This is a genomic window from candidate division KSB1 bacterium (genome assembly GCA_034506335.1).
In the GTDB taxonomy this organism is placed as follows: domain Bacteria; phylum Zhuqueibacterota; class Zhuqueibacteria; order JANLFK01; family Oleimicrobiaceae; genus Oleimicrobium.
In genome coordinates this window covers 1-26115 of sequence record JAPDPR010000053.1, presented here as the reverse complement: position 1 = coordinate 26115, position 26115 = coordinate 1, and the positions used below count along the sequence as shown (strand labels likewise).

The following is a 26115-nucleotide window of genomic DNA, read 5'->3' as shown; positions in this document are numbered from 1 at the left end:
TCGGGCGAACGGGCTGGCTCGACGACCTTATCACGCCCCCCTGCGATGTCCACTTCGTGCAAGCCACGGGACCATTTTCCCTGGCCCCGCTCGATACGCAACGCATCATATACGCTTATTCGGTGGCGTCTGCAATGGATCCCCTGTTGAGCATTGTGGACCTTAGGAGGGAAGTCGGCTATGCTCGCGCCGCACTCCTCTCGGGATTCGCGGTGGACGTGACGAATGCAATGGCCTTCTTGGGGTTGGGAAGCCACGCAAAGGTAGGACTCCGAGTGAAGGTGGAAAGCAGAGTAGGGGTGTGCGCGGTCAACGCGGAGTTTTTCGATTACAGCGGTGTGTCGCTCCATCGCATGCAGCTTTACGATGACGGCGCGCATGAGGATGCGCACGCCAACGATGGCTTCTATGGGAATAGCTGGGAGACACCGCCACGGGATAAGGCTTTGCGCGTCGATCTGCACGTGCTCGATGAGCATGGCCGCGACCATGTCTTCGCCCATATTCTGGGGGCTATCAACCTCGCCGGGCTGGATGAAGGATGGAGAACGCTGCCTCCGCGCATCGTCGCTGATCACATGAACAGTGACGGCATCGCGAATCCTGGTGAGGTGGTAAAGTTCCAGGTGCCCGTGGTCAACCTTTTCGGTGACTCTGTGCGGGTGCTTGACCTCGTTGCTTTCTGTGACGATCCGGCTGTCGATACACTCATCCAGCAGGGGCTCAGGTTCGAAAGCATCGGCCCTGGAGACACAGTGGGCGTGAACCATGACCCCTGTTTGATGGTGCGCATAAAGCCCGACCTCCCCAACGGCAAAACGCTTTACGTTGGGCTTTCGCTTTTTGATAGCGAGTACCGTTGGCAGATGCGCTCCTGCGCGCTTCCCATCCGTCTGTACACGTACGTCCCCAATGAGCTTGTCGTGTATGAGGAGCCGCGCCGTAGCGAAGCTTACTTCAAGATTCGGGTGGTCGATCCAGGCAAGCTCACCGGTCACGCTTACACCATCACCGTATGTGACTCCATAAACGAGCAGAGAGAACGCGGCTTCAACCTCTGGGACCAGACCCTGGGGCAACCTCTCTTACTTATGCACCCCCTGCCTGACGAGTATGCGTTCAATATTCCAGTGACGGATGGGTTCAAGGTTGTGCAGGCCTACCTGCCCAAAGGTGAAGTACGAGGCGTATCATACCACGACGTGCCAGGTGGGGCGCCCGCAGGATTATCCGGTGTGAACAGGGGATGGCCATTTTTCGATGGCGGCGTAAGGCTCGGCAGAGCGCCCACGAGCGCCTTTTGCGAGGTGGAGTTGGAGTTTGTCAACGCACTTGATACTAGCGGCGTCATAGGCCCGCCACGCGGTCAGTTGGCGTTTCGTTACTTGCCAGGCACGGCCACTCCTGGCACCGGCCCGTACCGTTCCCCGTTTCGTGCATGGAAGGTCTTTGGGGGAGAGAGGATCGGATTGCTGAATGTCTGTTTTCAAGAGCTCGCGACAGGGAGCACCGCTGATTCCGTCTGGGCTCCAGATGCATCCAGCACAGGGGGGCTGGAGGTCCTCTACATCATGGCAACCGATTACGATTCTTCTGGGACCATTTATCGCGACAGACCCCTTTCGCGCGAGGAGCTTCTGTACGAGGTCTCTCTTCGTCTCACCTCACCCGAGGCGCGCGTAGATGCGGGGGACATGATCTTTTTTGACTGGGAATACCCTGCCAGTCCCAACGCGCAGTTCGTTTTTGTGCCCACCAACGTAGGGCACACGGAAAAAGCCGCGGTGGCCAGGGAATTTAGGCTGTGGCAAAACTATCCCAATCCGTTTAACCAGGGCACAAAGATCCGCTTTGTGGTGGGCAAACCTGGTGTGGTCAATCTGAGCGTGTGGAACGCGGCGGGCAGAGAGGTGGCTAAGCTCCGCGGTGGATGGCATGCCGCCGGAGAGTACACCGTCAGCTGGGACGGGCGGGACCACCAGGGCAGAATGGTGAGCTCCGGAGTCTACTTCGCGCGTCTCACGGCAGGGCAGGAGGTTGCCACCATCAAAATGCTCCTGCTCCGGTGAATCCTTGGGGCGCTCTGGCGAGAAGGCCCCGTGGAGGGCCGGTGAGCGCTGACATGAGGCGAGCTGTGCTCCGCGAAAGGTCTCTTAGGCCTCTGGCAAAGGTGATCTTGCTGCTCGCTGTGGCCGGGGTTTGTGCGACGCCGTCGAGTGTACATGGCTGGGAGCTGTCGCTGCTTACCGGTTTGGTCTTCAACGGGCCTGGCCCTTTGGTGCTGCGGCAAGAAGGGTGGCCAGAAGTGCGCCTAAGTGCACAATTTCGGACGAGGCCGCTCTCGTTCCCGCTTTATTATGCGGTGAGACTCGCACCCCATGCCGCGGCCGGAGTGGAAGCCGAACTGATCCACGACAAGCTCTATCTGCGCAACCGGCCTGTGGAAGTTCAGGCGTTTGCAGTCACACACGGCTTTAATCTTTTCCTCTTCAATTTCACCCGGGCTACGAATGCCTGGAGGCTCCGGGCAGGGGGAGGTGTAGTAATTGCCCACCCTGAGACCACCGTCCGGGGTCGCCACCAGCCGGAAGTCGGAGGACCGCTGGGCGGCGGGTACTACCTTTCTGGGCCGGCAGGGCAGCTGTCAGTTTCGAGGACAAAGTGCTTGAAACAGCGCGTGGCGGTACTGGCGGAGGCAAAGCTCACCATAGCGAGGGCCCGCTTCCCGATCGCCGGTGGCGATGCCTGCCTGCTCAACCCTGCGCTGCACGTGCTGGTCGGTCTATCCTTCGGCGCCCGGGGTCGGTGAGACAGGCAACAGAGTGCGTGGGATAACTCATGCACGGCGGCCCGCCCGTGTGCCCCGTTGGTGCGCGCGGCTTGGCCGATGGGGCAGGCGAGGGCACCGGGTGACGGCGAGCAAAAGTGGGACGCCCCCGCTCCCTTGTCAAGGATGGCACATCTGGACTGTCGGCGCTCTGATTATGTCCGGGGCTTCGCCGACAAGGTGCTTGGCACCGAAGCTCCCTTGCCATGCGCCTCGCCAATTCCCATCGGGGCATAGCTTCGGAAATCCGGTGCTTCCTGACGCCTGGACGGTAGGTCCTGGCCCTCACTGGAGCAAAGCGGGACCTCCGCGGGTGCCCGGTTTTCTTACAACCCCAAGCATCGGGTACCGATTGAGCATCCGAGGACCTCACTACAAGAGCCACCGCTCTGGTTGACCCGCCCGACGGAGCATCCCAATACACAGAATCAAACACAACCGTGCCAGATGGAGCAGAGATACCATTTCCGCACCAGACAAGAAAATCTGTATGCCAGGGGGTCGGAGGGAGTACAATCCTCGAAACCAGCAGAACCAGGGGAACGTCTGAGAGCGGCCAATGCCACGATGGCACCTTGTGCCCCCATTACCAAGCAGAGGGGCCCCCAATTCAGCTGAAAGGACTGTGGGATGAAACCGGCCCTTTGTTGTCTCGGAATCGTTGCAGCTACCTTTTTCTCGTGTGCTCGGAAAGACAGCTCAAAACCCATTTTCCGTGAGCCGGATGTCACCATTACCTTGGGAACTGTGGTGGGGGAAATCGCGCCGCTCCTGGGAGTGAACATAGGGCCACTTGCCTCGCCGGTTGGTCCTGCCACGCCTGACTTGACGCAGGCTTACCAGGAGATTGGTGTAACTATGGTCCGCACGCATGACTTCTATGGGCCGCTGGACATGTGCGTGATGTATCGCGATCGGACGCGGGACCCAAGTGACCCTGGCTCCTATGATTTTGCTGCAAGCGACCTCATGTGGCAGGGGATCGTGAGCGGTGGATTTGAACCCTACTTTCGGTTGGGTGATTCCTGGAACAACGCAACGCCTCCCACGAACGCGCAGGAAAGGGCCAATTGGGCGCAGGCTGCCGTGGAAGTGGTGCGACATTACCGAGAAGGCAAATGGAACGGTTATGCCACGCCATTCCGCTACGTGGAGATATGGAACGAGCCTGACCTCCAGCAGTTCTGGCCCCCGCCGCGCACTAGGCTGGAATTCTTTCAACTCTTTGTCGAAACAATCTTGGCGCTGAAACAAGCCTTCCCGGACATGAAAGTGGGAGGGCCAGGTGTCACGCAAATGGGATTCATGACCGCCCAAGGTCAAGAATGGATTCGAAGTTTCTTAAGCTACCTGAAGGATCACAATGCTCCATTGGATTTCTTCTCGTGGCACCTATACTCAAACAACCCAGAAGACTGGAGGACAGGAGCCAGGTTCTATCGCAGCGAGCTGGACGCGAAGGGATTCACTTCGGCTGAAATGCACGTGACCGAGTGGAATACGGACATCATGACGATTGGTGACAACAGTCCTGAGGCATTCGCGCTGCGCACCGGCGGCAAGGGAGCAGCCATTCTGAGCGCCGCCTGGATGAAGATGCAGGAAGAACGGGTTGCGGTGGCTACCTTGTATCGGGGCCCTGACCCAGCAGTGGATGCCCCTACCTTCTACGGGATGTTCTACGCCGACGGTCGACCCAAGCGCGTGGCACTGGCATTCTCGCTTTGGTCAGGCATGGCCAGTTATCCGAAACGGGTGCAGGTGTCAGCCTCTCCCGAGGGGGTTCTTTGGCTATTGGCGGGGGAGGACGCCGCTGGTCAGAAGGCCCTCCTGGTCGCGAACACTTCGGATAGAGCCGTGGTGTACGCGATCGAGGGGACAGAATCAACTGACATGACTGTGATGCAAGTGAGTGATGCAAACGCCTCAGTGGAAGAGCTGGCAGCAGACGGTGCCGGAATCGACATTGGTGCGTATACGGTGCAGCTGGTGAGGATCAATAGAGGAAACTAGGCGACAGTCTTCCGGTTCTCCCGACATGGCTCACTCGATGCTCGATGCTGCGCGGTAAATGGGCGCTCGTTCTGAGCCGTCCTGCGCGAAAACGCTCTTGACATCATGGTGCGGAGTTGCTATATTTGCGTGGCCTTTTGGCCTGCGCCCATAGCTCAGCTGGATAGAGCAACGGACTTCTAATCCGTAGGTCGTGCGTTCGAATCGCACTGGGCGCGCCTCTCCTGAGTTATGGTCTCCCCTTCGGAAAAGAGACCCTTGACAATTTCCTCGAGAAGTTGTACATTATCAGTGCTTAGTTGCCAATAGCAACAATTGCCGTTAGCATCAAGTGGCGTCGCCATGCAAGAGAGACTGTTTCAGCTCATTATGGCCGTCAGTGCCAAGTGTTGGTCCACCGAAGAGAAGATTATGGACCAGCTTGCGCTGTCGCCGGCAGAGTTCAATGGCCTCCTCGTTCTCAAGGAGGGCGAGCGGCTTCCTGCATTCGAATTTTCGGCCAAGATGGGGCTTTCGCCGTCGCGGGGGAGCCGCGTCATAGACAGGCTGGTGAAGCGGGGGTACGTGGCGGTGGAGACGGCTGCCGAAGACCGCCGCCGCGTCGAGGTGCGCCTGACCGAGAGTGGCATCCACATGCAGCGCCGCATGGCCGAGCTGATGACGGAGTGCGAGGATCGACTCCTGAAAGCCCTCACGCCAGCGCAGCAAATGCAGGTGCGGACGGCGCTCGAGCTATTGGTCCAAGTGATGTAGCCGCGGGCAGGTAGAAAACTTGAGGAGACGCATGATGGCTCGGCTCGACAAGAACTTTTTTACCGCTTTTGGCAATCGCGTGAGCTTCGACCCGGTGGAGCGCATGCTTTATGGCCACGACATCGCCGCCATGCCCATGATGGTTAAGCCTTTCATTGGGCGCACCGTACCGGACGTCGTGGTCCAACCAGCCAACGAAGAAGAGCTCAAACAAGTAGTGACCTGGGCTTACCGGCGCGGCATTCCCATCACGCCGCGAGGTAAAGCCTCCTCCGGTTACGGCGGCGTCATCCCTGCCAAGAAGGGCATGGTGATCGACTTTTACCACATGAAGGAAGTCCTGACCATAGACCCTGAGGCACAAACAGTCACGGTGCAGCCCGGCATCACGTGGGAGGCATTAGACCGAGTGCTCAAGAAGCAGGGGTTGACCTTGCGGCTCTATCCCACCAGCTATCCGTCCTCGTCCGTCGGTGGGTGGCTGGCACAGGGTGGCGCGGGCATCGGCAGCTATCAGTACGGCTATTTCAGAGACAACGTCGTCGCAGCGCGCGTGGTGCTCCCTACGGGGGAAGTGCGAGAAGTGGACGAGACACAGCTGGACTTGATCGCTGACATGGAGGGGACCACCGGCATCATAAGCCAGGTGACCCTTCGTGTGAAACCAGATGAGGACCTCGACGTGTTGGCTGTGGCCTGTCCGGATGCGGAAGAGCTGCAGCGCTTTGCCCAGGCAGTAATCGATGCTGACCTCCCCATTTGGGCCATGGTCTTTATCAACCCGCGCATGGCAGAGATGAAGAATCGTGCGCCGCTCATGGAGCACTACGGTCACCCGGTCGAGGAACGCGTAATCCTACCGGCTGCCTACGTGAGCACGCTTGCGTTCCCTCGAGAGCACAGCGGCAAGATCCGCAGTGCTCTTCCTGCCCTGCTGAAACCGTGCCGAGGCGAGATCCTGAGCGAGCGCATCGCCCACCACGAGTGGGAGCATCGCTTCAAACTGATGATCGTAAAGCGGCTAGGACCTTCCCTGGTGCCGGCGGAGGTGATTGTGCCTCTGGCAAACCTCGGCGCCGTCATGAGCGAAATCGAGAACAAGGTGCACCAGCCGGTGGTCAAGGAGGGCGTCGTCATCAAGCGCGGAGAAGGGGGTAAGCCCGAGGTGGTGATTCTGGGCTTCATCCCCAGCGACCAACGCCGTCTGAGCTACAACTTTGTGTTTGGGCTTGTGATGACCATCATGAAGATCGCCGAGAAACATGGTGGACGGCCCTATGCGACTGGATTGTACTTTGCCAGCCGCGCCCGGCAGATTCTCGGCAAGGAACGCCTGGTGCGTGCGCGCCGCTTCAAGAAGGAGGTGGATCCTAAGGGGCTCCTCAATCCCCGCAAGGTGTTTGGTAATGGCCTGCTCGGCCCACTGATGAAGCTGACAAGCTGGGGCGAACCTCTGATCAGACCTTTCGGCAACACCGTCATCACGCAGGTAGGGGAGCGGCCCACACAGGAAGTGCGGGGAATCCCCCCCGATGTGGCCTGGTACGCGTATAGTTGTTCGCAGTGCGGATACTGCGTTGACGAATGCGACCAATTCTACGGCCGAGGATGGGAGAGCCAGAGCCCGCGCGGCAAGTGGTACTGGTTGCGCCAATTCATGGAGGGAAAGGTTCAGTGGGACCAGCGGATGGTGGACACGTTCCTGGTATGCACCACGTGTGAGCTGTGTAACCTCCGGTGCTCTGCTGCGCTGCCCATTGAGCCCGCCTGGATGAAGCTGCGCGGCAAACTCATCAATGAGGACCAGCGCATGACGTTCCCGCCGTTCGAAATGATGGCCGCAGCTCTGCGCGGACAGGGCAACATCTGGGCGGGCTACCGTAAAGACCGCGCGGCGTGGTTCCCGGCAGATTTGCAGCAAAAACACGGCCCACGTCACCGCTCCGCCACCGTCTACTTCGCCGGATGCACGGCAAGCTATGTGGAGCACGATATTGGCATGGCCTCGGTCCGGCTCCTGGACGCGGCTGGCGTCGACTTCTCCTACCTGGGCGAGAAAGAGAACTGTTGCGGCACGCCCATGTTGGTCGCCGGCAAATGGGACGTATTTGCCGAGGTTATGAGGCGGAACATTGAGGCAGTGAAGGCCGCGGGCGCCGACACGGTGGTCACCTCTTGTCCGGCATGCGATATGATGTGGCGCCAGGTCTACCCCGTGTGGGCCAAGAAGCTAGGCGTTGAGTACGGCATCACCGCGCGCCACTATTCGGAGCTTATCGCAGAGAAGCTGCAGCGCGGAGAGTTTCGTTTTCCCAATGGCAAAAAGGGAGCGAAGAAAGTTACCTGGCACGACTCGTGCCACATCGGGCGGGTTTCTGGGGTGTATGAACCACCCCGTCAGCTCATTAAGGCGCTCCCTGGAGTCAAACTGGTGGAGATGGAACACAACCGTGCGGAGGCCCACTGCTGCGGCAGCGTTCTGACCCTGATCAAGGAACCGCCGGTCGCCGCGGAGATAGGCAAGATGCGCTTGGACGAGGCCATCGCTGCGGGGGCCGATACGGTGCTCAGCCTGTGTCCGTGCTGCGAGTTTCAATTCCGGGTGACGGCCGAGAAGAAGGGGCTCCCGGTCCAAGTAGTAGACCTGGCGCGCTTTGCCGCCTCAAGGTTGGGGTACGACTTCCCAGACCCCAATCCGGAAGTGCAGGCGCAGTGGGCAGTGTTTGAAGGCATGATCGCCCTGATGACGCCAAAGGGCTTTGCGGAGCTGATGGGGACCATGTGGCCGGAACTCATTGACGCGATGCCTTTGGGCATGGGCTCCATGATGCGCGTGATGGGGAAGATCCCCGGCGCCCTGAGCTTGATGAAGCCGTTGTTCCCGGTGCTTTTCCCCAAGCTTCTGCCGCTGATGATGCCAAAAGTGATGCCGGTAATGCTGGACCGGGTGGCAGCGCGCATTCCCATGCCGGACTACATGCGTGAGCAAATGCCAGAGTTGATGCCCCAGGTGATGAGCAACCTCATGCCGCACATGATCGGAGAGGTGGTGCCGCTGGTGACCCAACCCATGATCGACTACCTGCGCGGGAAGGCTCGCGTTTCTGGGTAGAGGCAGAGGTGAATTAGCTTGATTTTCTCGCAAAACTTTCTATTTTTGACGGACGAACACGCGTCGCACGCAGATGCCATATGCTGCGAGCCGAAGCAGAAGGTCGATTGAGTACGGACCAACAACTCTTATGCAGGTAGCCCTGAAAAAGCAGAAAAGCTTTAAGGGGGGATTCATATTCCGGCGCTTAGAGGGGGAGCCGCAAGCGAAGCTTGAGGATGCAGGGGTGCCGAAGCGGCTGCACGTACTGCTGCAGCAAGGACAGCCCATCGTCAAGGTCGGACAGCGGGTGGCGCGCGGGCAGGTGATCGGCGAGGGTGGTCCGGCACTGTGCCCGGTACATGCCCCCGCGAGCGGCGTGGTGGTGGAAGTTGGTCAGCGAGAAGGGGAGGGTAATCCAACCCCAGTCGTGGTGATCGAGCTGGATGGCAAGTCCGACTTTGTGCCAGTCCAGGGGGCGACGCGAGATGTCGAGCGGCTGACGCCCGAGGCGGTACAGCGAATACTGCATGAAGCCGGCGTGAGCGCACTTTTTCATGAAGGCTTCCCCTCCGCAGAGGGCGGATCCAAGCTATCTGCGGCAAATGTGAAGATGGTAGCGATCAGCGCCATCAGCACTGAACCATTCCTGCCCAGGCCAGCAGTATTGCTCGATGGGCGCGTGGAAGAATTTGCCGCGGGTCTGCGAGTGCTGCACCAGGCTTTGCCCCATGCCAGAGTGGTTGTAGCTCATAGCCATGCGGAGCGGCAGCTCTTCCTGGACGTAGAACGGGCGCTGGGGTGTCCTTCCTGGCTGCGCCTGCACGCCTTGCTTCCCAAGTACCCGCAGGAGCATCCTCTCGTCCTTACCTCCACGCTCCTTGGTCTGCGCAGGGTGCCCTTATCGCCGGCAAAGAACGGTGTGCTGGTAGGCGACGTCCAGGCAGTGCTCCACGCCAAGGAGGCGGTGGTGGACGGATTGCCGGTCACCGAACGCGTAGTAGCATTGGGAGGGCAGGCATTTGAGCCTACGGGTTATGTTCGCGCCAAGGTCGGAACTCCTTTCCGGGTTCTGGTCGAAGGGCGCTTGAAGAACCCGCAGCTGGCATGCATTGTGTCAGGAGGACTCCTGCGCGGTCGACGCGTGGCAGACCTCCAAGAACCGGTAACGTCCACCACGTGTGCCATTGCAGCGCTCCCCCTTGTGGACAAAGCTGAGCTCCTTGGTTCTTTCCAACCGGGAAGCCGCGCCGTGTCCTTCAGCAGGGCTTTCGTTTCAGCGCTCCTGCCCTTCGCTCGGGCCCGCCTGGTCGCCAATCTCCAGGGTGAGCGGCGACCCTGTGTGCAGTGCAACTACTGCGAAGATGTCTGCCCAGTCGGGATTATCCCGCATCTCCTCAGCAAGCAGGTCACCCACAACTTGGTGGAGGAGACCGAGCGGTTCGGCATTTTTGCCTGTATCGAGTGTGGGCTCTGTTCCTACGTCTGCCCGTCGAAGATTGACCTAATGGCCGATATTCAGTCCGGAAAACGCACCTTGCTCCTGGAAAAAGAGAAGTATGACGAGACTGCTTGAACGCCTTTTTCAGAGTGGCTACCGCTTCGCGGATAGCCACAAGGTGCTTGCACCTCTGCGCACTGCCCTCCAGGCCCTGGACGCTTTCTTTCTGCGCAAGCCAGAACTGCCTGCCGTTGCCCCCCACGTGCGGGATCCGCTGGACCTCAAGCGCTTCATGATTATGGTAGTCATCGCTCTAATGCCGGCAGCTCTTGGTTCCGTCTACTTCTTTGGCTGGCGCAGCGTGGCGGTGATTGCCGTGTCATATGTTTTTGGCGTGGGAACGGAGTGGTTTTTCGCCCACGCCCGGAAGGAGGAAATCCACGAGGGGGCGTTTGTCACGTGTCTGATTTTTCCGCTCATTTTGCCGCCTACCGTTCCGCTGTGGATGGTAGCGGTGGGGATTGTCTTCGCCACGGTTTTCGCCAAGGAGGCGTTCGGCGGCACTGGCAGGAACATCTTCAATGTGGCAATGATAGGGCGTCTTTTTCTTGCGGTGGCCTTTCCGGCGACGATGACCACACGTTGGCAGGAGCCTTTCACCACTGGACTTGGTGGCTTCGCGCGGTGGTCTGCAGATGCGGTCACGGGAGCTTCACCCCTTATCTCATTCAAGGCAAATCAGTCCCTGGCCAGTCTCAAGGCCCTGTTTCTAGGCACGGTAGCCGGCTCCCTTGGCGAAACCTCGGCGCTGCTCATCCTCCTGGGGGGCCTTTTCCTCATGCTCACGCGTGTGGCCAACTGGCGGTTGCCATTGGGGTATCTGGCGGCGATAGCTGCCTTTTCCGCTGTGGGCTCTACTTTTTGGCCTCACAAATTCGCCCCACCCCTTTTCCAGCTCTTCGCCGGGGGCGCGATGTTCGGCGCAATGTTCATGCTGACAGACCCGGTCACCTGCTGCTTCACCAAGGCGGGCAAGTGGGTGTATGCCATTGGCGCGGGCGTCATCACCGTGCTGATCCGGGCCCTCTCCGGCTACGTCGAGGGCGTGATGTTCGCCGTGATATTGATGAACACTTTTGCCCCCCTCATTGACCACCTCGTGCTCACGGCGAAATACAGGGAGGCTACTGCGCGATGAAAAGCAGAGTAACAATGGTGGCCGTGTTGGTGGTGTGCGCCGCAGTGTCGGCCACCTTGCTCGGCTGGGTGTACAACTACACGAAACCCATAGTGCAGGTCAACCAGGAAAAGAAACTCAAGCGCATGGTCCTTGACGCGTTTTCCATTCCCTACACTGAGGACAACCTTTTGGATGTCTTTGCGCAGAGGATCGAGGAGGTTTCCGCACCATCAGGCACCTACTATCGTCTCTTTACGAGTCGTGACGGAAAGAAGCAATACGAGGGGACGGCGGTGGAACTCGCCGGGCCTGGCTTCTGGGCACCAATTCGTGTGATAATAGCGCTCGAGCAAGATATGAGCACTATCAGAGGCTTTAAGGTCGTGGAGCAGGCGGAGACGCCGGGGCTAGGCGGGCGCATGGTTGAGCCTTGGTTCCAGGAGCAATTCAAAGGAAAGAGCGTGCGCCCGGCGTTGCATCTTGTCCACGCGAGCAAGGCCAGCGGTCCCAACGAGGTGGATGCCATAACCGGAGCAACAGAAACCAGTAAGGCACTGGACCGCATTATCAATGGAGGGTTGGCCAGTTTTTTCGCCGGCCTTCAGACCGCCTCGTCAACGCAGCAATAGTGTCAGAGTGAGCGAGGTGGCTGTGCAAGCGAACGTTTTCGGCCGGGCGCGTCGAGGAAACGCAAGTCTGTGGAGTGATAATGGCGGCAGAAGTTCCTAGCGCAGGAGCAGCGGCAACACCCAAGGTCGCAGCACGCAGAAGACGCGTGCCCTTGTCCCAACGTGAGGGGTGGAAGCAGATGGTGAAGGGCATTTGGGCCGATAACCCAACATTTCGCATGGTGTTGGGGATCTGCTCTGCTCTCGCCGTGACCAACAAGCTCACCAACACCCTTGCCATGTGCATTGCCGTCATTTTTGTGACGACGGCCTCTTCGGTGACTGTCTCTTTGCTGCGGCGATTGATCCCCAGGCGTGTGCGCATGGCAGTGTACACGCTCATTATCGCGACGTACGTGGTATTTGTGGACCAATACTTCAAAGCCTTCTATCCGGCCATTAGCGAGGCAATGGGACCGTACGTGGGGCTTATCATTACCAACTGCATCATCATGGGCAGAGCAGAGACCTATGCCTCGTCTAATCCCCCGGGGCGTGCGTTCCTTGATGCGCTGGGCGTGGGGCTTGGGTATGCAATGTCCCTCATCATTGTCGCATTTGTACGCGAGCTGTTGGGATTTGGCACCTTGTTCGACCATCGAGTGCTTGGTGCCTGGTGGGAGCCGTGGGTCATAATGGTGATGGCTCCCGGCGCCTTCATCGTGTTGGGCCTGTACATCTGGCTACTGCGCGGCCTGCAAATGAGGAAGTAGGCCCCACAACCTCAACCGCGGGCTGACACTTGGGAGTGGAAGATGAGTCCGTACGTAATCTTCTTCGCTGCTATCTTTACGAACAACATCGCCTTGACCTACTTCTTGGGCATGTGCCCGTTCATCGCTGTATCGCGCGACCTGAAAACCGCCACAGGTATGGGGCTTGCGGTCATCTTTGTCATGTCGCTCACCGCGCTTTTTGCGTGGCCTGTGTACCACTGGGTGCTGGTGCCTTACAACGTGCAGTATCTGCAGCTGGTGAGTTTCATTGTTATCATCGCGGCGCTGGTGCAAATTGTCGAGATGGTCATCGAGCGTTTTTCCCCCACACTGTACATTAACATGGGGGTCTTTCTGCCGCTCATCACTGTCAATTGCGCCATTCTCGGCCTTGCGCTGTTCATGGTGCTGCGCAACTACTCATTCATACAGAGCATGGCCTACGCGGTGGGGAGCGGCATCGGCTGGACGGTGGTCATTGTGGCCATGGCCGGCATCCGTACTAAGCTGATCTTTGCCAAGGTGCCGAAGGCCCTGGAAGGCCCGGGCATCACGATGATCATCGCCGGCCTGATGGCCTTGGGGTTTATGGGTTTTGCTGGGATCGTCAATCTCCAGTAGGTGGCGCACCGTTTACGGTGAGGTGGGTACGCTAGCATGATTCCCTGGACGGCTATTCTGGTGATGTCGGCGGTAGCGGGCGGACTGGGCGTTGTCCTGGCCATGCTCGACCGCTACCTGGGTACGTACGGCGAATGCAAGATCTACATCAACGACGAGGAGCCGCTCGTGGTCAAGGGCGGGAACTCTGTCCTGCAATACCTGGTCGAGCACAAGATCTATATCCCATCTGCCTGTGGTGGGCGGGCTACGTGCGGGTTCTGCAAATTGAAGGTCCTCGAGGGTGGGGGACTGGTACTGCCTACTGAGACGCCTTTCCTTTCGAAGGACGAGATCCGTCAAGGGGTGAGGTTGGTGTGTCAGGTCAAGGTCAAGCAGGACGTACGTCTCCTAATCCCGGAGCAGTTTCTCAAAGTCCAGCGTTACCACGCCCAAGTGGTGGAGATCGAAGATCTGACGTACGATATCAAGCGCATCGTGTTGAAGCTGCTCGAGCCGGACACGATCGACTCTAAGCCTGGCCAGTACATTCAGTTCGAGGTCCCCGGGACCAACGAATTCCGCGCCTACTCCATGGCCTCGCCTCCCAGTTGGAAGCACGCCATCGAGATCATCGTACGCCTTGTGCCGGGTGGATTATGCACTACTTACATTTTCACCCGTCTACAAGTGGGAGACGAAGTGTATCTCACTGGGCCGTACGGGGACTTTTACTTGCGCGAGGATTCGCCCCGCGACATCCTGTGTGTGGCAGGTGGCTCTGGGGTGGCCCCGATCAAGTCCATCATCACCCACCTGTTTGAAAACGGCACCACCCGACGCGTGACCTACTTTTTCGGGGCCAGGGCGGTGAAGGACCTCTACTTCTACCACGAGTGCATCGCGCTGAGCAAGCAGCATCCCAATTTCACCTACATTCCAGCCCTTTCGGCCATGGACCCCGGGGATGAATGGGACGGTGAGACCGGGTTTATTCACACGGTGATTGACAAGAAGCTCACCAGCTGCGAGAACATGGAAGCCTACCTGTGCGGACCTCCGGTCATGATCGATGCGGTTATCGAGGTACTGAAACGCAAGGGCATGTCTGAGTCGTGTATCTATTTTGACAAATTTTGAAAGCCCTCGTGCCTGCTGCGCGGCCTCGCTGACGGGGTGTGACACATGTGAGACGACCGAGGGCACGGTGCTCATGTGAACGGGAGGTGCAACATGAGCGAAAGCTTTTGGCAAGGCAAGACGCCATGCTGGGAGATGCATGCATGCCCTCCGGACGTGCGACGGGAATGTCCGGCACCACACCACCCTGAGTACGCCTGCTGGACCTTGGGGGGCACCCCATGCAAGGTCAACCTGGTGGCCGGAATGGATGAGGACACCAGCATCTGCTACAACTGCAACGTGTACATGCGCTACGGCGGTGGACAGGAGATCGAGATTGCCCTCCCCAGCGAAGGGATGGCTCACTCCCGTCTTCTGCTGGAAATCGCCCACGCCTCAGGCTTTTGCGAGCAGCGCATGGCGCGAATGCGCGGTCGGCAGGACGAGCAATGTCATGGCTAAGCGAGGGAAAAGAGCGCATGGGAGCCGGGCGCCAGCAAGCTTTCTCGCCCGCCAAGTACCCACCCCAGCGCTTCGCGGGCGGTGCGCTAGACGTTTTCGGGGTGAGGCATCCTGAGGCTATCCCCAGCTGGCCAGTGAGTAGCCTGGAAGAGCCACAATTCTGGCTTCCTCGTACTGCATTGGTCCCCCATACACCCTTCATAGCCTCTCCACACGGTCTTTGTCTGCTTCAGGGAAGAGGCTCAAATGCGCGTTGGGGAAAGCGGGGGCGCAATCCCTTCCACGTTTGGCCCCACCGTGGTGGCTTACTCTGGCTGGGCAGAGCCGTGGGCGAACGCCAAGGCAGATTCGCACAGAGGGGCGAAACCCGCTTGTTGTCGACGTGCCGGCGCAACAGCCACAGCTGGCCGTGCTCAGTTCACTACGAGTACCAGCCGCACGATCCGTGCATGAACCCAATGATCCCGGCGCCTGGAGACGTGAAAAGGATGGAGAAAAGCCGGGCGTCGGCTACTTTCCCGCAGACAACGATGCATGCCACAGAACAACAGGATCCGGGAACGATAGAAGTGCAGCGCTCTGACCGGACACGACCATCGGGATGGCATGGCTGGGTCGATCCGCGCTGGGAAGGTTGCCTTCTTTTTTTCCTCATGGGGAATAATCGGTATGGCGCGAGAAACCGTATGCACTCCATGTCGCACCTGAAGCATGAGGGAGCTAAGCCACAGGGGGAAAGGGTCTGGAAGGAGAGGGTTTTGAAAGGCACCCACACGCCACCCCTCGAGCCTGGACCTGCGCTGAGTGCTCTGGGTGGGTCATCCCTTTCGAGACCCGTACACGACAACAATTATGATAGTAGAGCTGAAGGAGCCGGAGCATGCCAAGGGTAGAACTGCAACCGCTTCGCGAGTACCAGTTTTCTACAGACCTTGTGGTGCGCGTGACCGACCTGAACTATGGCGGCCACTTGGGTAACGACCGGCTCTTGGCGCTGGTGCATGAGGCGCGCGTTGCCTTCTTAGCCAGTCAGGGGTGGTCGGAAAAGAACTGCGGCGGAGTGAGCCTGATCATGGGCGACGCGGCGATCGTCTATCAAGGGCAGGCCTACGCTGGCGACACGCTCCGCTTCGAGGTAGCTATGGGCGAGCCAAGCCGTTGCGGCTTCCGTCTCTTCTATCGCGTCACGCGGGTTTCTGATGGCAAGCCTGTGGCGCTCGTGGAGACAGGTATGATCTGTTTTGACTACACGACCCAGAAAGTCCGACCGCTGCCAACAGAGGTCAGGACTGCGTGCGCTTAGCACGCGTGGCTCGGAGCTTTGAAGGGCGCGTGGTGTTCCCAATTTCGGCAAGAGGCTCCAGCCCTTTTCCCAAAACTGGGAATAGGTTCGGAAACTACTGCACGTGGGCTGTCAATCGACTCGGCAACACATTGATAATGTTGACGAGATGTGTCATCTTGCAAATGGGGCGCATGGCACGGTGTTTGTGCAACAAAGAATCTGCAATATGGTCCTGGGCTGTGGCTCTGTGAAAACAAAGGAAGTCGAGGAATGGCACCTCATCAGGTGACCGCGGATGTAGATGCCGTGCGAGGGCGTCTTTCAGGCGAACGGAGCTCCCAGGGGGCTGGCTTTTCATTAGCCACGCGCGTGGTCAACAGCGAATTCGTGAGGCGCGTACGCGACCTCAGCGGGGTCGACCCGCGCGAATGCTACCAGTGCGGCAAGTGTTCCTCCGGGTGCCCCATGACTCCGGAAATGGACATTATCCCCAGCCAGGTCATCCGTCTGCTGCAGCTTGGCCAGGAACAAGAGGTCTTGGGGTGCAAAACGATATGGCTGTGCGCCTCGTGTTTCCAGTGTTACTCCCGCTGCCCCAAGGGGATCGACTTTTCCCGGCTGGCCGAGGCCCTGCGCATGTTGGCCATGGCGGCCAAGGTTGAGTACCTGGCTCCTGAAGACGTGCCGTCGGAGGTGCTCCAGGAGGCGCCCCAGCAGGCGCTCGTCAGCGCCTTCCGCAAGTATGGCTTGTGACGGCCGGGACTGAGCCGAGGGACTGGGCATGAAACTCTCCTACTACCCCGGGTGCACGCTCAAGGACAAGACTACTCATTTGGACGAGACCACAAAGGCGTCCACGCGCGCGCTAGGCATCGAGCTCCAGGAGCTTGAGACGTGGACCTGTTGCGGCGCTACCTATCCCCTCACCGAAGAAAAAATCGCCAACCTCATCCCCCAGATTCGCATCCTGCGCAACGTCCGGCAAGCTGGCAATGAGCAGGTGACTACTACCTGCGCCTTTTGCTACAGCACGCTCAAGCGCGCCAATCGTGCGATTGCGCTGGACCCGATGCGCCGCCAGCGAGTGAACGCTTTCCTGCGTGACGACGAACCGGTGCGACCCTACAAAGAGAAGACGGAAACGCCGGGCGACTACGAGGGAGAGGTTGCCGTCCTTCATCTCCTCGAAGTATTCCGTGACCAGTTCGGTTGGGATAAGCTAACCAAGGCAGTCAAGAAGCCTTTAGACGGCTTGAAGGTGGCGCCGTACTACGGCTGCAAACTCCTCAGGCCGCCGAAAGAGATGGAATTCGACGACCCGGAAAACCCCACCACATTTGAGAACTTTTTGTCCGCACTGGGCTGCGAGGTGGTCGACTTTCCTTTCAAGTCCGAGTGTTGTGGTTCATATCTTTCGCTCTCTGCGCCAGACGCCGCCTCGCGCGTCTCTTACTTGATCCTCAAATCGGCGATACAAAACGGCGCCGAGGTGGTCGCCTTGAGTTGCCCCCTGTGCTACTACAACATGGATTTGCGCCAAAGGGACATCGCCCGGCTGTATGCCGGATTCCGTCAGGTGCCGGTCCTTTTTTTCACCCAGCTCCTGGCAGTGGCCTTGGGACTCGATGAAAAGATCCTCGGGCTGGAGCGACACTACGTGGACGTGCGCCCGATCTTGAAACAGAAGAACCTAATCCAGTAGGTGGAGAATGAAGCGGATCGGCGTTTTTGTCTGCCATTGCGGACACAATATCGCAGGCGTGGTCGATGTAAAACGGGTAGCAGCCGAGCTGGCCAAGTACCCAGGGGTGGTGTTTGCCACTGACTACATCTACATGTGCTCCGAGCCGGGACAGGCCCTGGTGCGGGAGAAAATCAGGGAGCTCAATCTTGAGGGGGTCGTGGTAGCAGCTTGCTCCCCGACGTTGCACGAGCTGACCTTCCGGAATGCAGGACGTATGGCTGGGCTCAATCCCTACCAGGTGGAAATTGCCAATATCCGCGAGCAGTGCAGTTGGGTACACAGCGACGGCGCGCAGGCCACCGCAAAGGCTTTGAAGATTGCCAAAAACATTGTGGAAAAGGTGCGTTACAATGAAGCCTTGGAGCCGGTGCGGGTGCCGATTACCCCTAGGGCGCTCGTCATCGGCGGGGGGATCGCGGGCATTCAAGCTGCCCTGGACATTGCTGATGCGGGCTACGAAGTGGTGCTGGTGGAGCGCGAGCCCTCCATCGGGGGACACATGATTCAGCTTTCCGAGACATTCCCCACGCTGGACTGCTCTCAGTGCATCCTCACGCCCAAAATGGTGGCAGTTGCCCAGCATCCCAAAATCAAATTGTTGACTTACTCGGAGGTGGAAGATATCTCCGGCTACATCGGCAATTTCAAGGCGCGAATCAGGCGCAAAGCCGCCTACGTGGACTGGGATGTGTGCACAGGGTGCGGCGTCTGCGTGGAAAAGTGCCCTAAGAAGGTTCCCTCAGAGTTCGAGCGTTTTCTGGGGATGCGCAAAGCCATCTATACCCCGTTCCCTCAGGCGGTGCCGAACAAGCCGGTTATCGACCGGGCAAACTGCACCTATTTCCTCAAAGGAACCTGCAAGGCGTGCGAGAAATTCTGCGAGGTGAAAGCCATCCGCTGGGAACAGGAGGACCAGTACTTCACCGAAGAGGTGGGAGCGGTGGTGGTGGCCACCGGTTATGATACCTATCCGATCGCCAACTTGGGCGAGTACGGTGGGGGGAAGATCAAAGACGTCATAGACGGGCTCGCCTTCGAGCGCCTGCTCTCGGCTTCTGGGCCTACCGCTGGGCAGATCCGCCGGCCCTCGGACGGGGCGGTGCCGAAGGAGGTGGTCTTTGTGCAGTGCGCCGGCTCGCGCGACCCAGAGCTGCACAAAGCCTACTGCTCCAAGATCTGCTGCATGTACACCACCAAGCATGCCATGCTCTACAAACATGCCGTGCCCGACGGGCAGCCCTACGTTTTCTACATCGACATGCGCACCAACGGGAAGGGGTACGAGGAGTTTTATCAGCGTGCGATCGACGAGGAAGGGGTCATCTTCCTGCGGGGGAAGGTTGCGAAGATCTTTCAGGACGGCGACAAGGTGATGGTGTGGGGCGCTGACACCCTCACTGGGCGCAAAGTGGAGATTGCCGCCGACATGGTAGTGCTCGCCACCGCGATGATCCCCAGCGTGGGCACCGACGAGTTGGTGAAGCGCATCAAGATAGGATGTAGCGACGGTGGCTTTCTGTTGGAAGCGCACCCCAAGCTGCGCCCTGTGGAAAGCATGACTGCCGGCTTCTTCCTGGCCGGATGTGCGCAGGCGCCGAAGGATATTCCCGAAGCGGTGGCGCAAGCCAGTGGTGCAGCAAGCAAAGTGGTAGGTGTGTTTGCCCAAGAGGCGATGGCGCACGAGCCCACCATCGCCTGGGTGGACGAGGAGCTGTGCAGTGGGTGCCACATGTGCATCCCCGTCTGCCCCTATGAAGCACGGGAGTTTGACAAGGAAAAAGGTATCGCGATCGTCAAAGAGGCGCTGTGCGAAGGGTGTGGCGCCTGCGTGGCCACCTGTCCGTCCGGTGCCACTCAGCAGCGGAACCTGACCGACGTGCAGATCGAGGAGATGATCACCGTCAGCCTGATGGAGTAGACATGTTTGAGCCAAAGATCATCTGTTTTTTGTGCAAGTGGTGCACTTATGCCGGGGCTGATCTGGCTGGCACCTCGCGCATGAAGTACAAACCGAATGGGGTCAACATTCGGTTCCTTTGCTCAAGCCGCGTCGACCCCCAGCACGTGTTGTGGGCATTCAAGAGCGGTGCAGATGGGGTCTTGTTGGGCGGATGCCACCCCGGCGACTGCCACTATCAGGAAGGCAACTACAAGACGCTGCGGCGCGTCACTTTGATGAAGAAGATGCTGCAACAGCTTGGCATCGAGGATGGACGCTTGCGTCTGGAGTGGATATCGGCGGCCGAAGGACGCAAGTTCGCTCAAACCATGGACGAGTTCACCGAGCAGATCCGGGCCCTGGGGCCGCTCAAGTTAGAGGTGTGACAGAGGAGGCTTCGGAATGGCTGAGGGCAGTGCCCAGCAGAGAAGTGATCTTGTGCCCATCTACATCATGGGCAAGAAGTACGAGGTCCCTTCCAGCCTGACCATCCAAAAGGCGATGGAGTACGCAGGCTATCAGCTCATCAGAGGGTGTGGCTGTCGCGGGGGTATCTGCGGCGCCTGCGCCACGGTCTATCGCAAACCCGGCAGCTACCGCATCGAGGTGGGGCTCGCCTGCCAGACAGTGGTAGAACCGGACATGTACCTGACGCAGATTCCTTTCTTCCCCGCAAACAAGGCGATCTACGACTTGGAAAAGCTGCGCCCGGTAGGAAGCGAAGTGGCCAGGCTGTATCCGGAGATTTTCAAGTGCATCGGCTGCAACACCTGCACCCGTAGCTGCCCCATGGACATTGAGGTGATGCAGTACATCTCCGAAGCCATTCGCGGCAACATTGAGGCAGTAGCCAAGCTGTCATTTGACTGCGTCATGTGTGGTCTGTGCGCGGCGCGTTGCCCTGCCGAGGAGGTGCAGTACAACGTGGCAATCCTCTGCCGTCGCTTGTACGGCAAGTACATCGCACCCCGTGCCGAGCATCTTGCCCAGCGCGTAAGGCAGATCGAGGAGGGGCGGTACGAGGCCGACTTGCGCGAGTTGATGAAAGCGCCTAAGGATGTGCTCAAGAAGCTGTACGCAGAGCGGGAGGTGGAACCAGATATGAGCGACGAGTCCTGGGTACCTCAGGACTCGCGCCACCTGTAGCTGTGCACTGCTCCGAGGCGGGCTCGGCTCCCGGGAAGGTGAGAGCGCCCACACTTGTGGAGACAGGAGGTCAAGAATGCCGTATACGCCCGAGTTGCGAGAGCTAATCAAAGTCGTTGAGAAGACTCGGCCGGCGCGCGTGGAAAGGAAGAAAAGGGGGGAGGAGTTTCCCGCAATCCCAGTAGAGAAGCGGGCCGAAATACTCCGCAAGTACCATCCCGACTATATCGAAGGTACACGACGCGAGCTTAAGGTTGGGCCAAGCAAGGGGTACGCCATCGCCCACGAGTATGCAGATCTGCTGGAGGCGCGCAGCCGCATTGACCCGGCCACTTTTCCTCTCCAAGAGGTTCATTACGAGACCGACGTGCTGATCATCGGTGCGGGCGGCGCAGGGAATGCCGCAGCCCTCATGGCCCGCCAGCACGGCGCCCGCGTCATCATCGCCACCAAGCTGCGCAACGGCGATGCCAACACCATGATGGCAGAAGGAGGCATCCAGGGTGCCAGCAAGGTGGAAAAGGACTCGCCGTACTACCACTACTTGGACGTCATGGGCGGGGGCCACTTTACCAATGACCCGGAGCTGGTCTACACCTTGGTGATGGAGGCGCCCAAGGTGCTGGCCTGGCTCGAGAGCTTGGGCATGATGTTCACCAAGTTCCCGGACGGCCGCCTGCAATCGATGCACGGTGGCGGCACCTGTCGCAAACGTATGCATTACGCCGGGGACATCACTGGTGCCGAGATCATGCGCACCCTTCGCGACGAGGTGCGCAACCATCCGGAGATCAAGGTCCTCGAGTTTAGCCCGGCTGTGGAGCTGGTGCTCAATGAGCATGGCCACTGCGCAGGGGCTATCCTCTACAACCTCGAGACCGAGGAGTATCACCTCGTCAAGGCCAAGGCGGTCATCCTTGCGACCGGCGGAAGCGGACGCCTTCATGTGCAAAAGTTCATGACCACTAACCATTACGGCGCCACCTTCGACGGCGTAGTGCTCGGCTATCGTGCCGGCGTCCCCGTCTGCTTTCTGCACACCGTCCAGTATCACCCCACCGGTGCTGTCTTCCCAGAGCAGGCTGAGGGGCTGTTGATCACCGAAAAGTTCCGCGGCGCTGGCGCCAACCTGGTCAACATCGACGGTGAGCAATTTGTCTACGAGCGGGAGCCCCGCGACGTGGAGTCGGCCTGTGTCATCCGCGAATGCTCCCCGGAGGTGAACAAGGGCATCCGCACGCCTACAGGCAAGGTGGGCGTGTGGCTGGATTCGCCGATGATCGACCTGCTCATGGGTGAGGGCACGGTCAAACGGGAGTTCCCTGGCAAGGCCATTCTTTTCCGGCGCTATGGGATCGACATCTCCAAGGAGCCGATGCTCATCTATCCGACCCTCCACTACCAGAATGGGGGGCTGGAGATCAACAGCAAGTGCGAAACGTGCGTGCCAGGGCTGTACGCGGCAGGAGAAGTGACCGGCGGCGTGCACGGCGAAAACCGGCTCATGGGCAACTCGCTGCTGGACGTGACAGTATTCGGGCGCATTGCTGGGGTGACAGCCGCGGAGTATGCGAAGAACGTCAACGACAATAGCGCGCTCACCCTTGACCACGTGGTCGCCTTCCACCACGAGCTGGAGGAGGCGGGCATTGTTACCGACAGGGTGGCTCCCATGCTGCTGCCCGACTACTCGAACCCCGAGGTGCGCAAGCGGCAGCTGACCACCGTTTACCGCGGCACGCTCCGCTGAAACCGTACCAGACCGGAGAGAGGTTTTCTAGCTCAGCGAGGGTAGAGGTCATGGCCAAACCGAAGGTTGCTTTCTACTGGAATGCTTCGTGTGGTGGGTGCGAAGAGGCAGTGGTGGACCTGGCCGAGGACATCCTCAAAGTCGTCGAGGCCGTGGACATTGTCTTTTGGCCGGTAGCCTTGGATTTCAAGAAGGCCGACGTGAAGGCCATGGGCGACGGCGAGATAGCAGTGTCGTTCATCAACGGCGCGGTGCGCACCGAGGAGCAGGAGGAGATGGCCAAGTTACTCCGCCAAAAGTCCCAGCTGGTGGTGGCATTTGGCTCGTGTGCCCACTTGGGAGGAGTGCCTGGCCTGGCTAATTTCTGGGATCGCCAGAGCATTTTTGAGCGGGTATACAAGGAAGTGCCTTCGGTGGTCAACGCCGAGCAGGTGGTGCCGCAGCAGCACGTGTCCACCCCCTACGGCGACTTGCACCTTCCCGAGTTCTATGACACCGTGCGCACCCTGGACCAGGTCATTGACGTGGACTATTATTTGCCCGGCTGTGCGCCCCCACCTGATCTGATCATGAACGCGGTGACCGCCATTCTCAAAGGGGAGCTTCCTGAAAAGGGCGAGGTCTTGGCCCCGCCCAGGGCCCTGTGCGACACCTGCGCACTTAATGAGACCAAGCCGGAGAAGATTTCCATCAAGGAAATCAAGCGCGTCTCCTTGGTTCCAGTGGACCCGCAGAAGTGCTTCTTGGCCCAGGGGATCATCTGCCTTGGTCCGGCCACGCGCGGGGGGTGCGGTGAGCGCTGCATCAACGCCAACATGCCGTGCCGAGGGTGCTTCGGCCCCACCAAAGGGGTCATCGACATGGGGGCCAAGTTCCTCTCCGCACTGGCCTCAATTGTTGACGCGAACGACCCTGCTGAGGTAGAAAAAATCATGGACTCCATAATCGACCCGGCGGGCCTATTCTACATGTACAGCCTGCCCAAGTCGATCCTCCGGCGCAAGAAGATGGAGGCCGCACATGCCTAAGAGAGTGACCATCGATCCCATCACCAGGCTGGAAGGCCACGGCAAGATCGAGATTTTTCTCGATGATAAGGGAAACGTGCAGAAGGCATTTCTGCAGATTCCAGAGCTGCGCGGTTTTGAAAAGTTCGCGGAAGGACGCCTGGCCGAAGAGATGCCGCGCATCACGCCGAAAATCTGCGGCGTCTGTCCCACAACGCACCATATGGCCTCTGGCAAGGCGCTGGATGACCTCTACAAGGTAGACCCTCCGCCGGCGGCAAAGAAGATCCGCGAGCTGATCAACTCGGCCTTTATGGCAGAAGACCACGCCCTGCACTTCTTTTTCCTTGGCGGGCCGGATTTCATTGTCGGGCCCAAAGCACCCCCAGGGCAGCGGAATATCCTGGGCGTGATCCAGCAAGTAGGCCTGGAGGCCGGCAAGACGGTCATCGACATCCGCAAGCGCCTGCGCAGTGTCATCACCAAGCAAGGCGGCAGGGTCATCCACCCGGTCTGCAACCTGCCGGGCGGGGTCTCCAAAGGTGTGTCCAAGGAGGACCGCCAGGAGTACATCCAGATCGGCAAGGACGCGGTGGCCTTTGCCCAGTTTGCCCTGAAGGCGTTCGACGATATCGTGCTCAAGAACAAGGCCTACCTGGACGTGGTGGTGGGGGATGTGTACAGACACACGACCTACTACATGGGCCTGGTGGACGAGAAGAACCGCGTGAACTTTTATGATGGCATGGTGCGCGTGGTGGATCCATCGGGGCGAGAGTTTGCGAAATTCCACCCGCGCGAGTACCTGGCTCACATCGCCGAGCATGTGGAGCCGTGGAGCTACATCAAGTTTCCCTATCTGAAGGCCGTAGGGTGGAAGGGGTTTGTCGATGGGCCAGACAGCGGTGTCTATCGAGTGGCACCGTTGGCCAGGCTCAATGCCGCCGATGGCATGGCTACGCCGCGTGCCCAGGAGGAGTACGAGAAGATGTTCTCGACCCTGGGCAAACCAGCCCACAACACGCTCGCCTACCACTGGGCCCGGCTCATCGAGCTCCTCTACGCTGCGGAGCGCTTCCTGGAGCTGGCCCAGGACGAAGAGATTTTGGACCCGAACATCCGCACCATCCCGACACAAATCCCCACCGAGGGTATCGGAGTGGTAGAGGCACCGCGCGGCACCCTGTACCACCATTACCAGACCGACGAGCGTGGGGTCATCACAAAAGCAAACTTGATTGTGGCTACGGTGAACAACGCGGCGGCTATTGCCATGTCGGTGGAGAAAGCGGCGCAGGGGCTCATCAAAGGTGGCGAGGTCTCCGAGGGGCTGCTGAACATGGTGGAAATGGCATTCCGGGCCTACGACCCCTGCTTTGCATGCGCCACCCATAGCCTGCCCGGCGAGACGCCCCTCGAGGTGAACATTCGTGACCAGCGCGGGCAGGTGGTGCGCACCATTCGGAGATGAAGACGCTCGTCCTGGGGATGGGCAATACCCTCCTGGCGGATGACGGCGTGGGGATTTACATTGCCCGGGAAGTACGCCGTCATCTGCCAGCGGGGGAGGTTGAGGTTGTCGAAACGCAGCTGGCGGGGTTTTACCTCGCTGAACTGCTCAATGGGTATGAGCGTGCCATTGTCGTCGATGCGGTACGCACCGGGAAATACCCCCCGGGCACCATCCGCTGGTTAACCCTGCAGGAGTTGGGTACATCGTCACGGTTCCTTTCCGCGCATCACCTTGGGCTGCGCACGGCAGTAGAAGTGGGCCGAAAGATGGGCCTCAACATGCCCCAGGTCGTGCACGTGCTCACCGTCGAAGTAGTGGACACCGAGACATTTGCTGAAGGGTGCACCACGGCCGCAGTCTCAGCAGCGATTTCCCACGCCGTGCGGGAGATTTTGGCTTGTCTTCAGCAAGCTTGAGGGCCACGCCTCCTCGCTGTTTGCCGTTCTCGCCTCCTTACGTCCAAAAACCCTTGCGTTTCCGTTGCGAATTTTGTATAATTAGCGCGACCTTTGCGCGAGAGGCGATCCGAGGCTGCATCGCCCGAGCGAGTACTGGCGCGTGAGCCCTCGCGGCGACACCAAGCAACGCAAAGGCTGCCGGACGGAACAGAGTACCCTCAGGGACCGACGAACGCCCAGGGATTGTCGCGAGACGGCCCATAAGGTGCAACAGAGTTGCAGCGGGGCGAAAGTACTCCAGATTCCGTGCATTGTAAGCCGTTGTTTTCCCTTGCGCCCCTATAGCTCAGTATGGATAGAGCAGTGGTTTCCTAAACCATGTGTCGCAGGTTCAAGTCCTGCTAGGGGCACACAGCTCAGCAAGAACCACATGACGCGGAGTAACCATGCTCAAGCCGAA

The 26115-nt window shown here is 59.3% G+C and carries 22 protein-coding genes and 2 tRNA genes; all 24 read left to right on the top strand.

Translation table 11 applies throughout. The features are described from left to right. Positions 1 to 2069 (top strand): T9SS type A sorting domain-containing protein (locus ONB25_13165; protein MDZ7393834.1); only part of this gene is annotated, 2069 nt, incomplete at its 5' end. 41 nt (positions 2070 to 2110) lie between these two features. Further along, positions 2111 to 2809, top strand: coding sequence for a hypothetical protein (locus ONB25_13160; GenBank protein MDZ7393833.1), 699 nt, complete (start codon positions 2111 to 2113; stop codon positions 2807 to 2809). Between the two features lie 648 nt (positions 2810 to 3457). Beyond that, the gene (locus ONB25_13155; GenBank protein MDZ7393832.1) at positions 3458 to 4840 is read left to right on the top strand and encodes a hypothetical protein; all 1383 of its coding nucleotides are present in this window, start codon (positions 3458 to 3460) and stop codon (positions 4838 to 4840) included. Between the two features lie 144 nt (positions 4841 to 4984). After that, a tRNA-Arg gene (locus ONB25_13150) sits at positions 4985 to 5058 on the top strand. Positions 5059 to 5182: 124 nt separating this feature from the next. Next, positions 5183 to 5593, top strand: a complete 411-nt coding sequence (locus ONB25_13145; protein ID MDZ7393831.1) for a MarR family transcriptional regulator — start codon at positions 5183 to 5185, stop codon at positions 5591 to 5593. Positions 5594 to 5624: 31 nt separating this feature from the next. Then, positions 5625 to 8705, top strand: coding sequence for an FAD-binding oxidoreductase (locus ONB25_13140; protein MDZ7393830.1), 3081 nt, complete (start codon positions 5625 to 5627; stop codon positions 8703 to 8705). A 130-nt stretch (positions 8706 to 8835) separates the two neighbouring features. Further along, the gene (locus tag ONB25_13135) at positions 8836 to 10260 is read left to right on the top strand and encodes a 4Fe-4S dicluster domain-containing protein (GenBank protein ID MDZ7393829.1); all 1425 of its coding nucleotides are present in this window, start codon (positions 8836 to 8838) and stop codon (positions 10258 to 10260) included. Then, positions 10244 to 11323, top strand: coding sequence for an RnfABCDGE type electron transport complex subunit D (locus ONB25_13130; GenBank protein MDZ7393828.1), 1080 nt, complete (start codon positions 10244 to 10246; stop codon positions 11321 to 11323). Before ONB25_13135 ends, ONB25_13130 begins: the two co-directional genes overlap by 17 nt. Further along, positions 11320 to 11934, top strand: coding sequence for an FMN-binding protein (locus ONB25_13125; GenBank protein MDZ7393827.1), 615 nt, complete (start codon positions 11320 to 11322; stop codon positions 11932 to 11934). The genes ONB25_13130 and ONB25_13125 overlap by 4 nt, the downstream gene beginning before the upstream one ends. Before the next feature lie 179 nt (positions 11935 to 12113). Beyond that, positions 12114 to 12686 (top strand): electron transport complex subunit RsxE, encoded by a 573-nt coding sequence (gene rsxE / locus ONB25_13120; GenBank protein ID MDZ7393826.1) that lies wholly within the window; start codon positions 12114 to 12116, stop codon positions 12684 to 12686. A gap of 42 nt (positions 12687 to 12728) precedes the next feature. Next, entirely contained in the window at positions 12729 to 13310 is a 582-nt protein-coding gene (locus ONB25_13115; protein ID MDZ7393825.1) for an NADH:ubiquinone reductase (Na(+)-transporting) subunit E, read from the top strand. A gap of 36 nt (positions 13311 to 13346) precedes the next feature. Continuing rightward, a complete protein-coding gene (locus ONB25_13110) occupies positions 13347 to 14429 on the top strand; it encodes an FAD-binding oxidoreductase (GenBank protein MDZ7393824.1) in 1083 nt (360 codons plus the stop codon). A gap of 93 nt (positions 14430 to 14522) precedes the next feature. Beyond that, on the top strand, positions 14523 to 14873 hold the full coding sequence (locus ONB25_13105) for a hypothetical protein (GenBank protein ID MDZ7393823.1): 351 nt from the start codon (positions 14523 to 14525) through the stop codon (positions 14871 to 14873). A gap of 880 nt (positions 14874 to 15753) precedes the next feature. Further along, positions 15754 to 16176 carry a thioesterase family protein gene (locus ONB25_13100; protein MDZ7393822.1) on the top strand — a complete coding sequence of 141 codons (423 nt, stop codon included), beginning with the start codon at positions 15754 to 15756 and terminating at the stop codon, positions 16174 to 16176. Between the two features lie 252 nt (positions 16177 to 16428). Beyond that, positions 16429 to 16911, top strand: coding sequence for a 4Fe-4S dicluster domain-containing protein (locus ONB25_13095; protein ID MDZ7393821.1), 483 nt, complete (start codon positions 16429 to 16431; stop codon positions 16909 to 16911). Positions 16912 to 16939: 28 nt separating this feature from the next. Further along, positions 16940 to 17860, top strand: a complete 921-nt coding sequence (locus ONB25_13090; GenBank protein ID MDZ7393820.1) for a CoB--CoM heterodisulfide reductase iron-sulfur subunit B family protein — start codon at positions 16940 to 16942, stop codon at positions 17858 to 17860. A gap of 7 nt (positions 17861 to 17867) precedes the next feature. Then, entirely contained in the window at positions 17868 to 19820 is a 1953-nt protein-coding gene (locus tag ONB25_13085) for a CoB--CoM heterodisulfide reductase iron-sulfur subunit A family protein (protein ID MDZ7393819.1), read from the top strand. A 2-nt stretch (positions 19821 to 19822) separates the two neighbouring features. Then, positions 19823 to 20227: a hydrogenase iron-sulfur subunit gene (locus tag ONB25_13080; protein ID MDZ7393818.1), complete on the top strand. Its 405-nt coding sequence runs from the start codon at positions 19823 to 19825 to the stop codon at positions 20225 to 20227. 16 nt (positions 20228 to 20243) lie between these two features. Further along, complete coding sequence (locus ONB25_13075; GenBank protein MDZ7393817.1) at positions 20244 to 20987, top strand: 4Fe-4S dicluster domain-containing protein; 744 nt, start codon at positions 20244 to 20246, stop codon at positions 20985 to 20987. A gap of 76 nt (positions 20988 to 21063) precedes the next feature. Then, complete coding sequence (locus ONB25_13070; GenBank protein ID MDZ7393816.1) at positions 21064 to 22737, top strand: FAD-binding protein; 1674 nt, start codon at positions 21064 to 21066, stop codon at positions 22735 to 22737. Positions 22738 to 22787: 50 nt separating this feature from the next. Continuing rightward, positions 22788 to 23765, top strand: coding sequence for an oxidoreductase (locus ONB25_13065; GenBank protein ID MDZ7393815.1), 978 nt, complete (start codon positions 22788 to 22790; stop codon positions 23763 to 23765). Further along, positions 23758 to 25215, top strand: coding sequence for a Ni/Fe hydrogenase subunit alpha (locus ONB25_13060; protein MDZ7393814.1), 1458 nt, complete (start codon positions 23758 to 23760; stop codon positions 25213 to 25215). Before ONB25_13065 ends, ONB25_13060 begins: the two co-directional genes overlap by 8 nt. Then, positions 25212 to 25673 (top strand): hydrogenase maturation protease, encoded by a 462-nt coding sequence (locus ONB25_13055; GenBank protein ID MDZ7393813.1) that lies wholly within the window; start codon positions 25212 to 25214, stop codon positions 25671 to 25673. Before ONB25_13060 ends, ONB25_13055 begins: the two co-directional genes overlap by 4 nt. Before the next feature lie 317 nt (positions 25674 to 25990). Next, a tRNA-Arg gene (locus tag ONB25_13050) sits at positions 25991 to 26065 on the top strand. The last annotated feature ends 50 nt before the right edge of the window (positions 26066 to 26115 follow it).

Bases quoted from the DNA above. Each gene is read 5' to 3' on its own strand.
- ONB25_13155 (MDZ7393832.1), top strand. From the start codon at position 3,458: ATGAAACCGGCCCTTTGTTGTCTCGGAATCGTTGCAGCTACCTTTTTC.
- ONB25_13145 (MDZ7393831.1), top strand. From the start codon at position 5,183: ATGCAAGAGAGACTGTTTCAGCTCATTATGGCCGTCAGTGCCAAGTGT.
- ONB25_13140 (MDZ7393830.1), top strand. From the start codon at position 5,625: ATGATGGCTCGGCTCGACAAGAACTTTTTTACCGCTTTTGGCAATCGC.
- ONB25_13135 (MDZ7393829.1), top strand. From the start codon at position 8,836: ATGCAGGTAGCCCTGAAAAAGCAGAAAAGCTTTAAGGGGGGATTCATA.
- ONB25_13130 (MDZ7393828.1), top strand. From the start codon at position 10,244: ATGACGAGACTGCTTGAACGCCTTTTTCAGAGTGGCTACCGCTTCGCG.
- ONB25_13125 (MDZ7393827.1), top strand. From the start codon at position 11,320: ATGAAAAGCAGAGTAACAATGGTGGCCGTGTTGGTGGTGTGCGCCGCA.
- rsxE (MDZ7393826.1), top strand. From the start codon at position 12,114: ATGGTGAAGGGCATTTGGGCCGATAACCCAACATTTCGCATGGTGTTG.
- ONB25_13115 (MDZ7393825.1), top strand. From the start codon at position 12,729: ATGAGTCCGTACGTAATCTTCTTCGCTGCTATCTTTACGAACAACATC.
- ONB25_13110 (MDZ7393824.1), top strand. From the start codon at position 13,347: ATGATTCCCTGGACGGCTATTCTGGTGATGTCGGCGGTAGCGGGCGGA.
- ONB25_13105 (MDZ7393823.1), top strand. From the start codon at position 14,523: ATGAGCGAAAGCTTTTGGCAAGGCAAGACGCCATGCTGGGAGATGCAT.
- ONB25_13100 (MDZ7393822.1), top strand. From the start codon at position 15,754: ATGCCAAGGGTAGAACTGCAACCGCTTCGCGAGTACCAGTTTTCTACA.
- ONB25_13095 (MDZ7393821.1), top strand. From the start codon at position 16,429: ATGGCACCTCATCAGGTGACCGCGGATGTAGATGCCGTGCGAGGGCGT.
- ONB25_13090 (MDZ7393820.1), top strand. From the start codon at position 16,940: ATGAAACTCTCCTACTACCCCGGGTGCACGCTCAAGGACAAGACTACT.
- ONB25_13085 (MDZ7393819.1), top strand. From the start codon at position 17,868: ATGAAGCGGATCGGCGTTTTTGTCTGCCATTGCGGACACAATATCGCA.
- ONB25_13080 (MDZ7393818.1), top strand. From the start codon at position 19,823: ATGTTTGAGCCAAAGATCATCTGTTTTTTGTGCAAGTGGTGCACTTAT.
- ONB25_13075 (MDZ7393817.1), top strand. From the start codon at position 20,244: ATGGCTGAGGGCAGTGCCCAGCAGAGAAGTGATCTTGTGCCCATCTAC.
- ONB25_13070 (MDZ7393816.1), top strand. From the start codon at position 21,064: ATGCCGTATACGCCCGAGTTGCGAGAGCTAATCAAAGTCGTTGAGAAG.
- ONB25_13065 (MDZ7393815.1), top strand. From the start codon at position 22,788: ATGGCCAAACCGAAGGTTGCTTTCTACTGGAATGCTTCGTGTGGTGGG.
- ONB25_13060 (MDZ7393814.1), top strand. From the start codon at position 23,758: ATGCCTAAGAGAGTGACCATCGATCCCATCACCAGGCTGGAAGGCCAC.
- ONB25_13055 (MDZ7393813.1), top strand. From the start codon at position 25,212: ATGAAGACGCTCGTCCTGGGGATGGGCAATACCCTCCTGGCGGATGAC.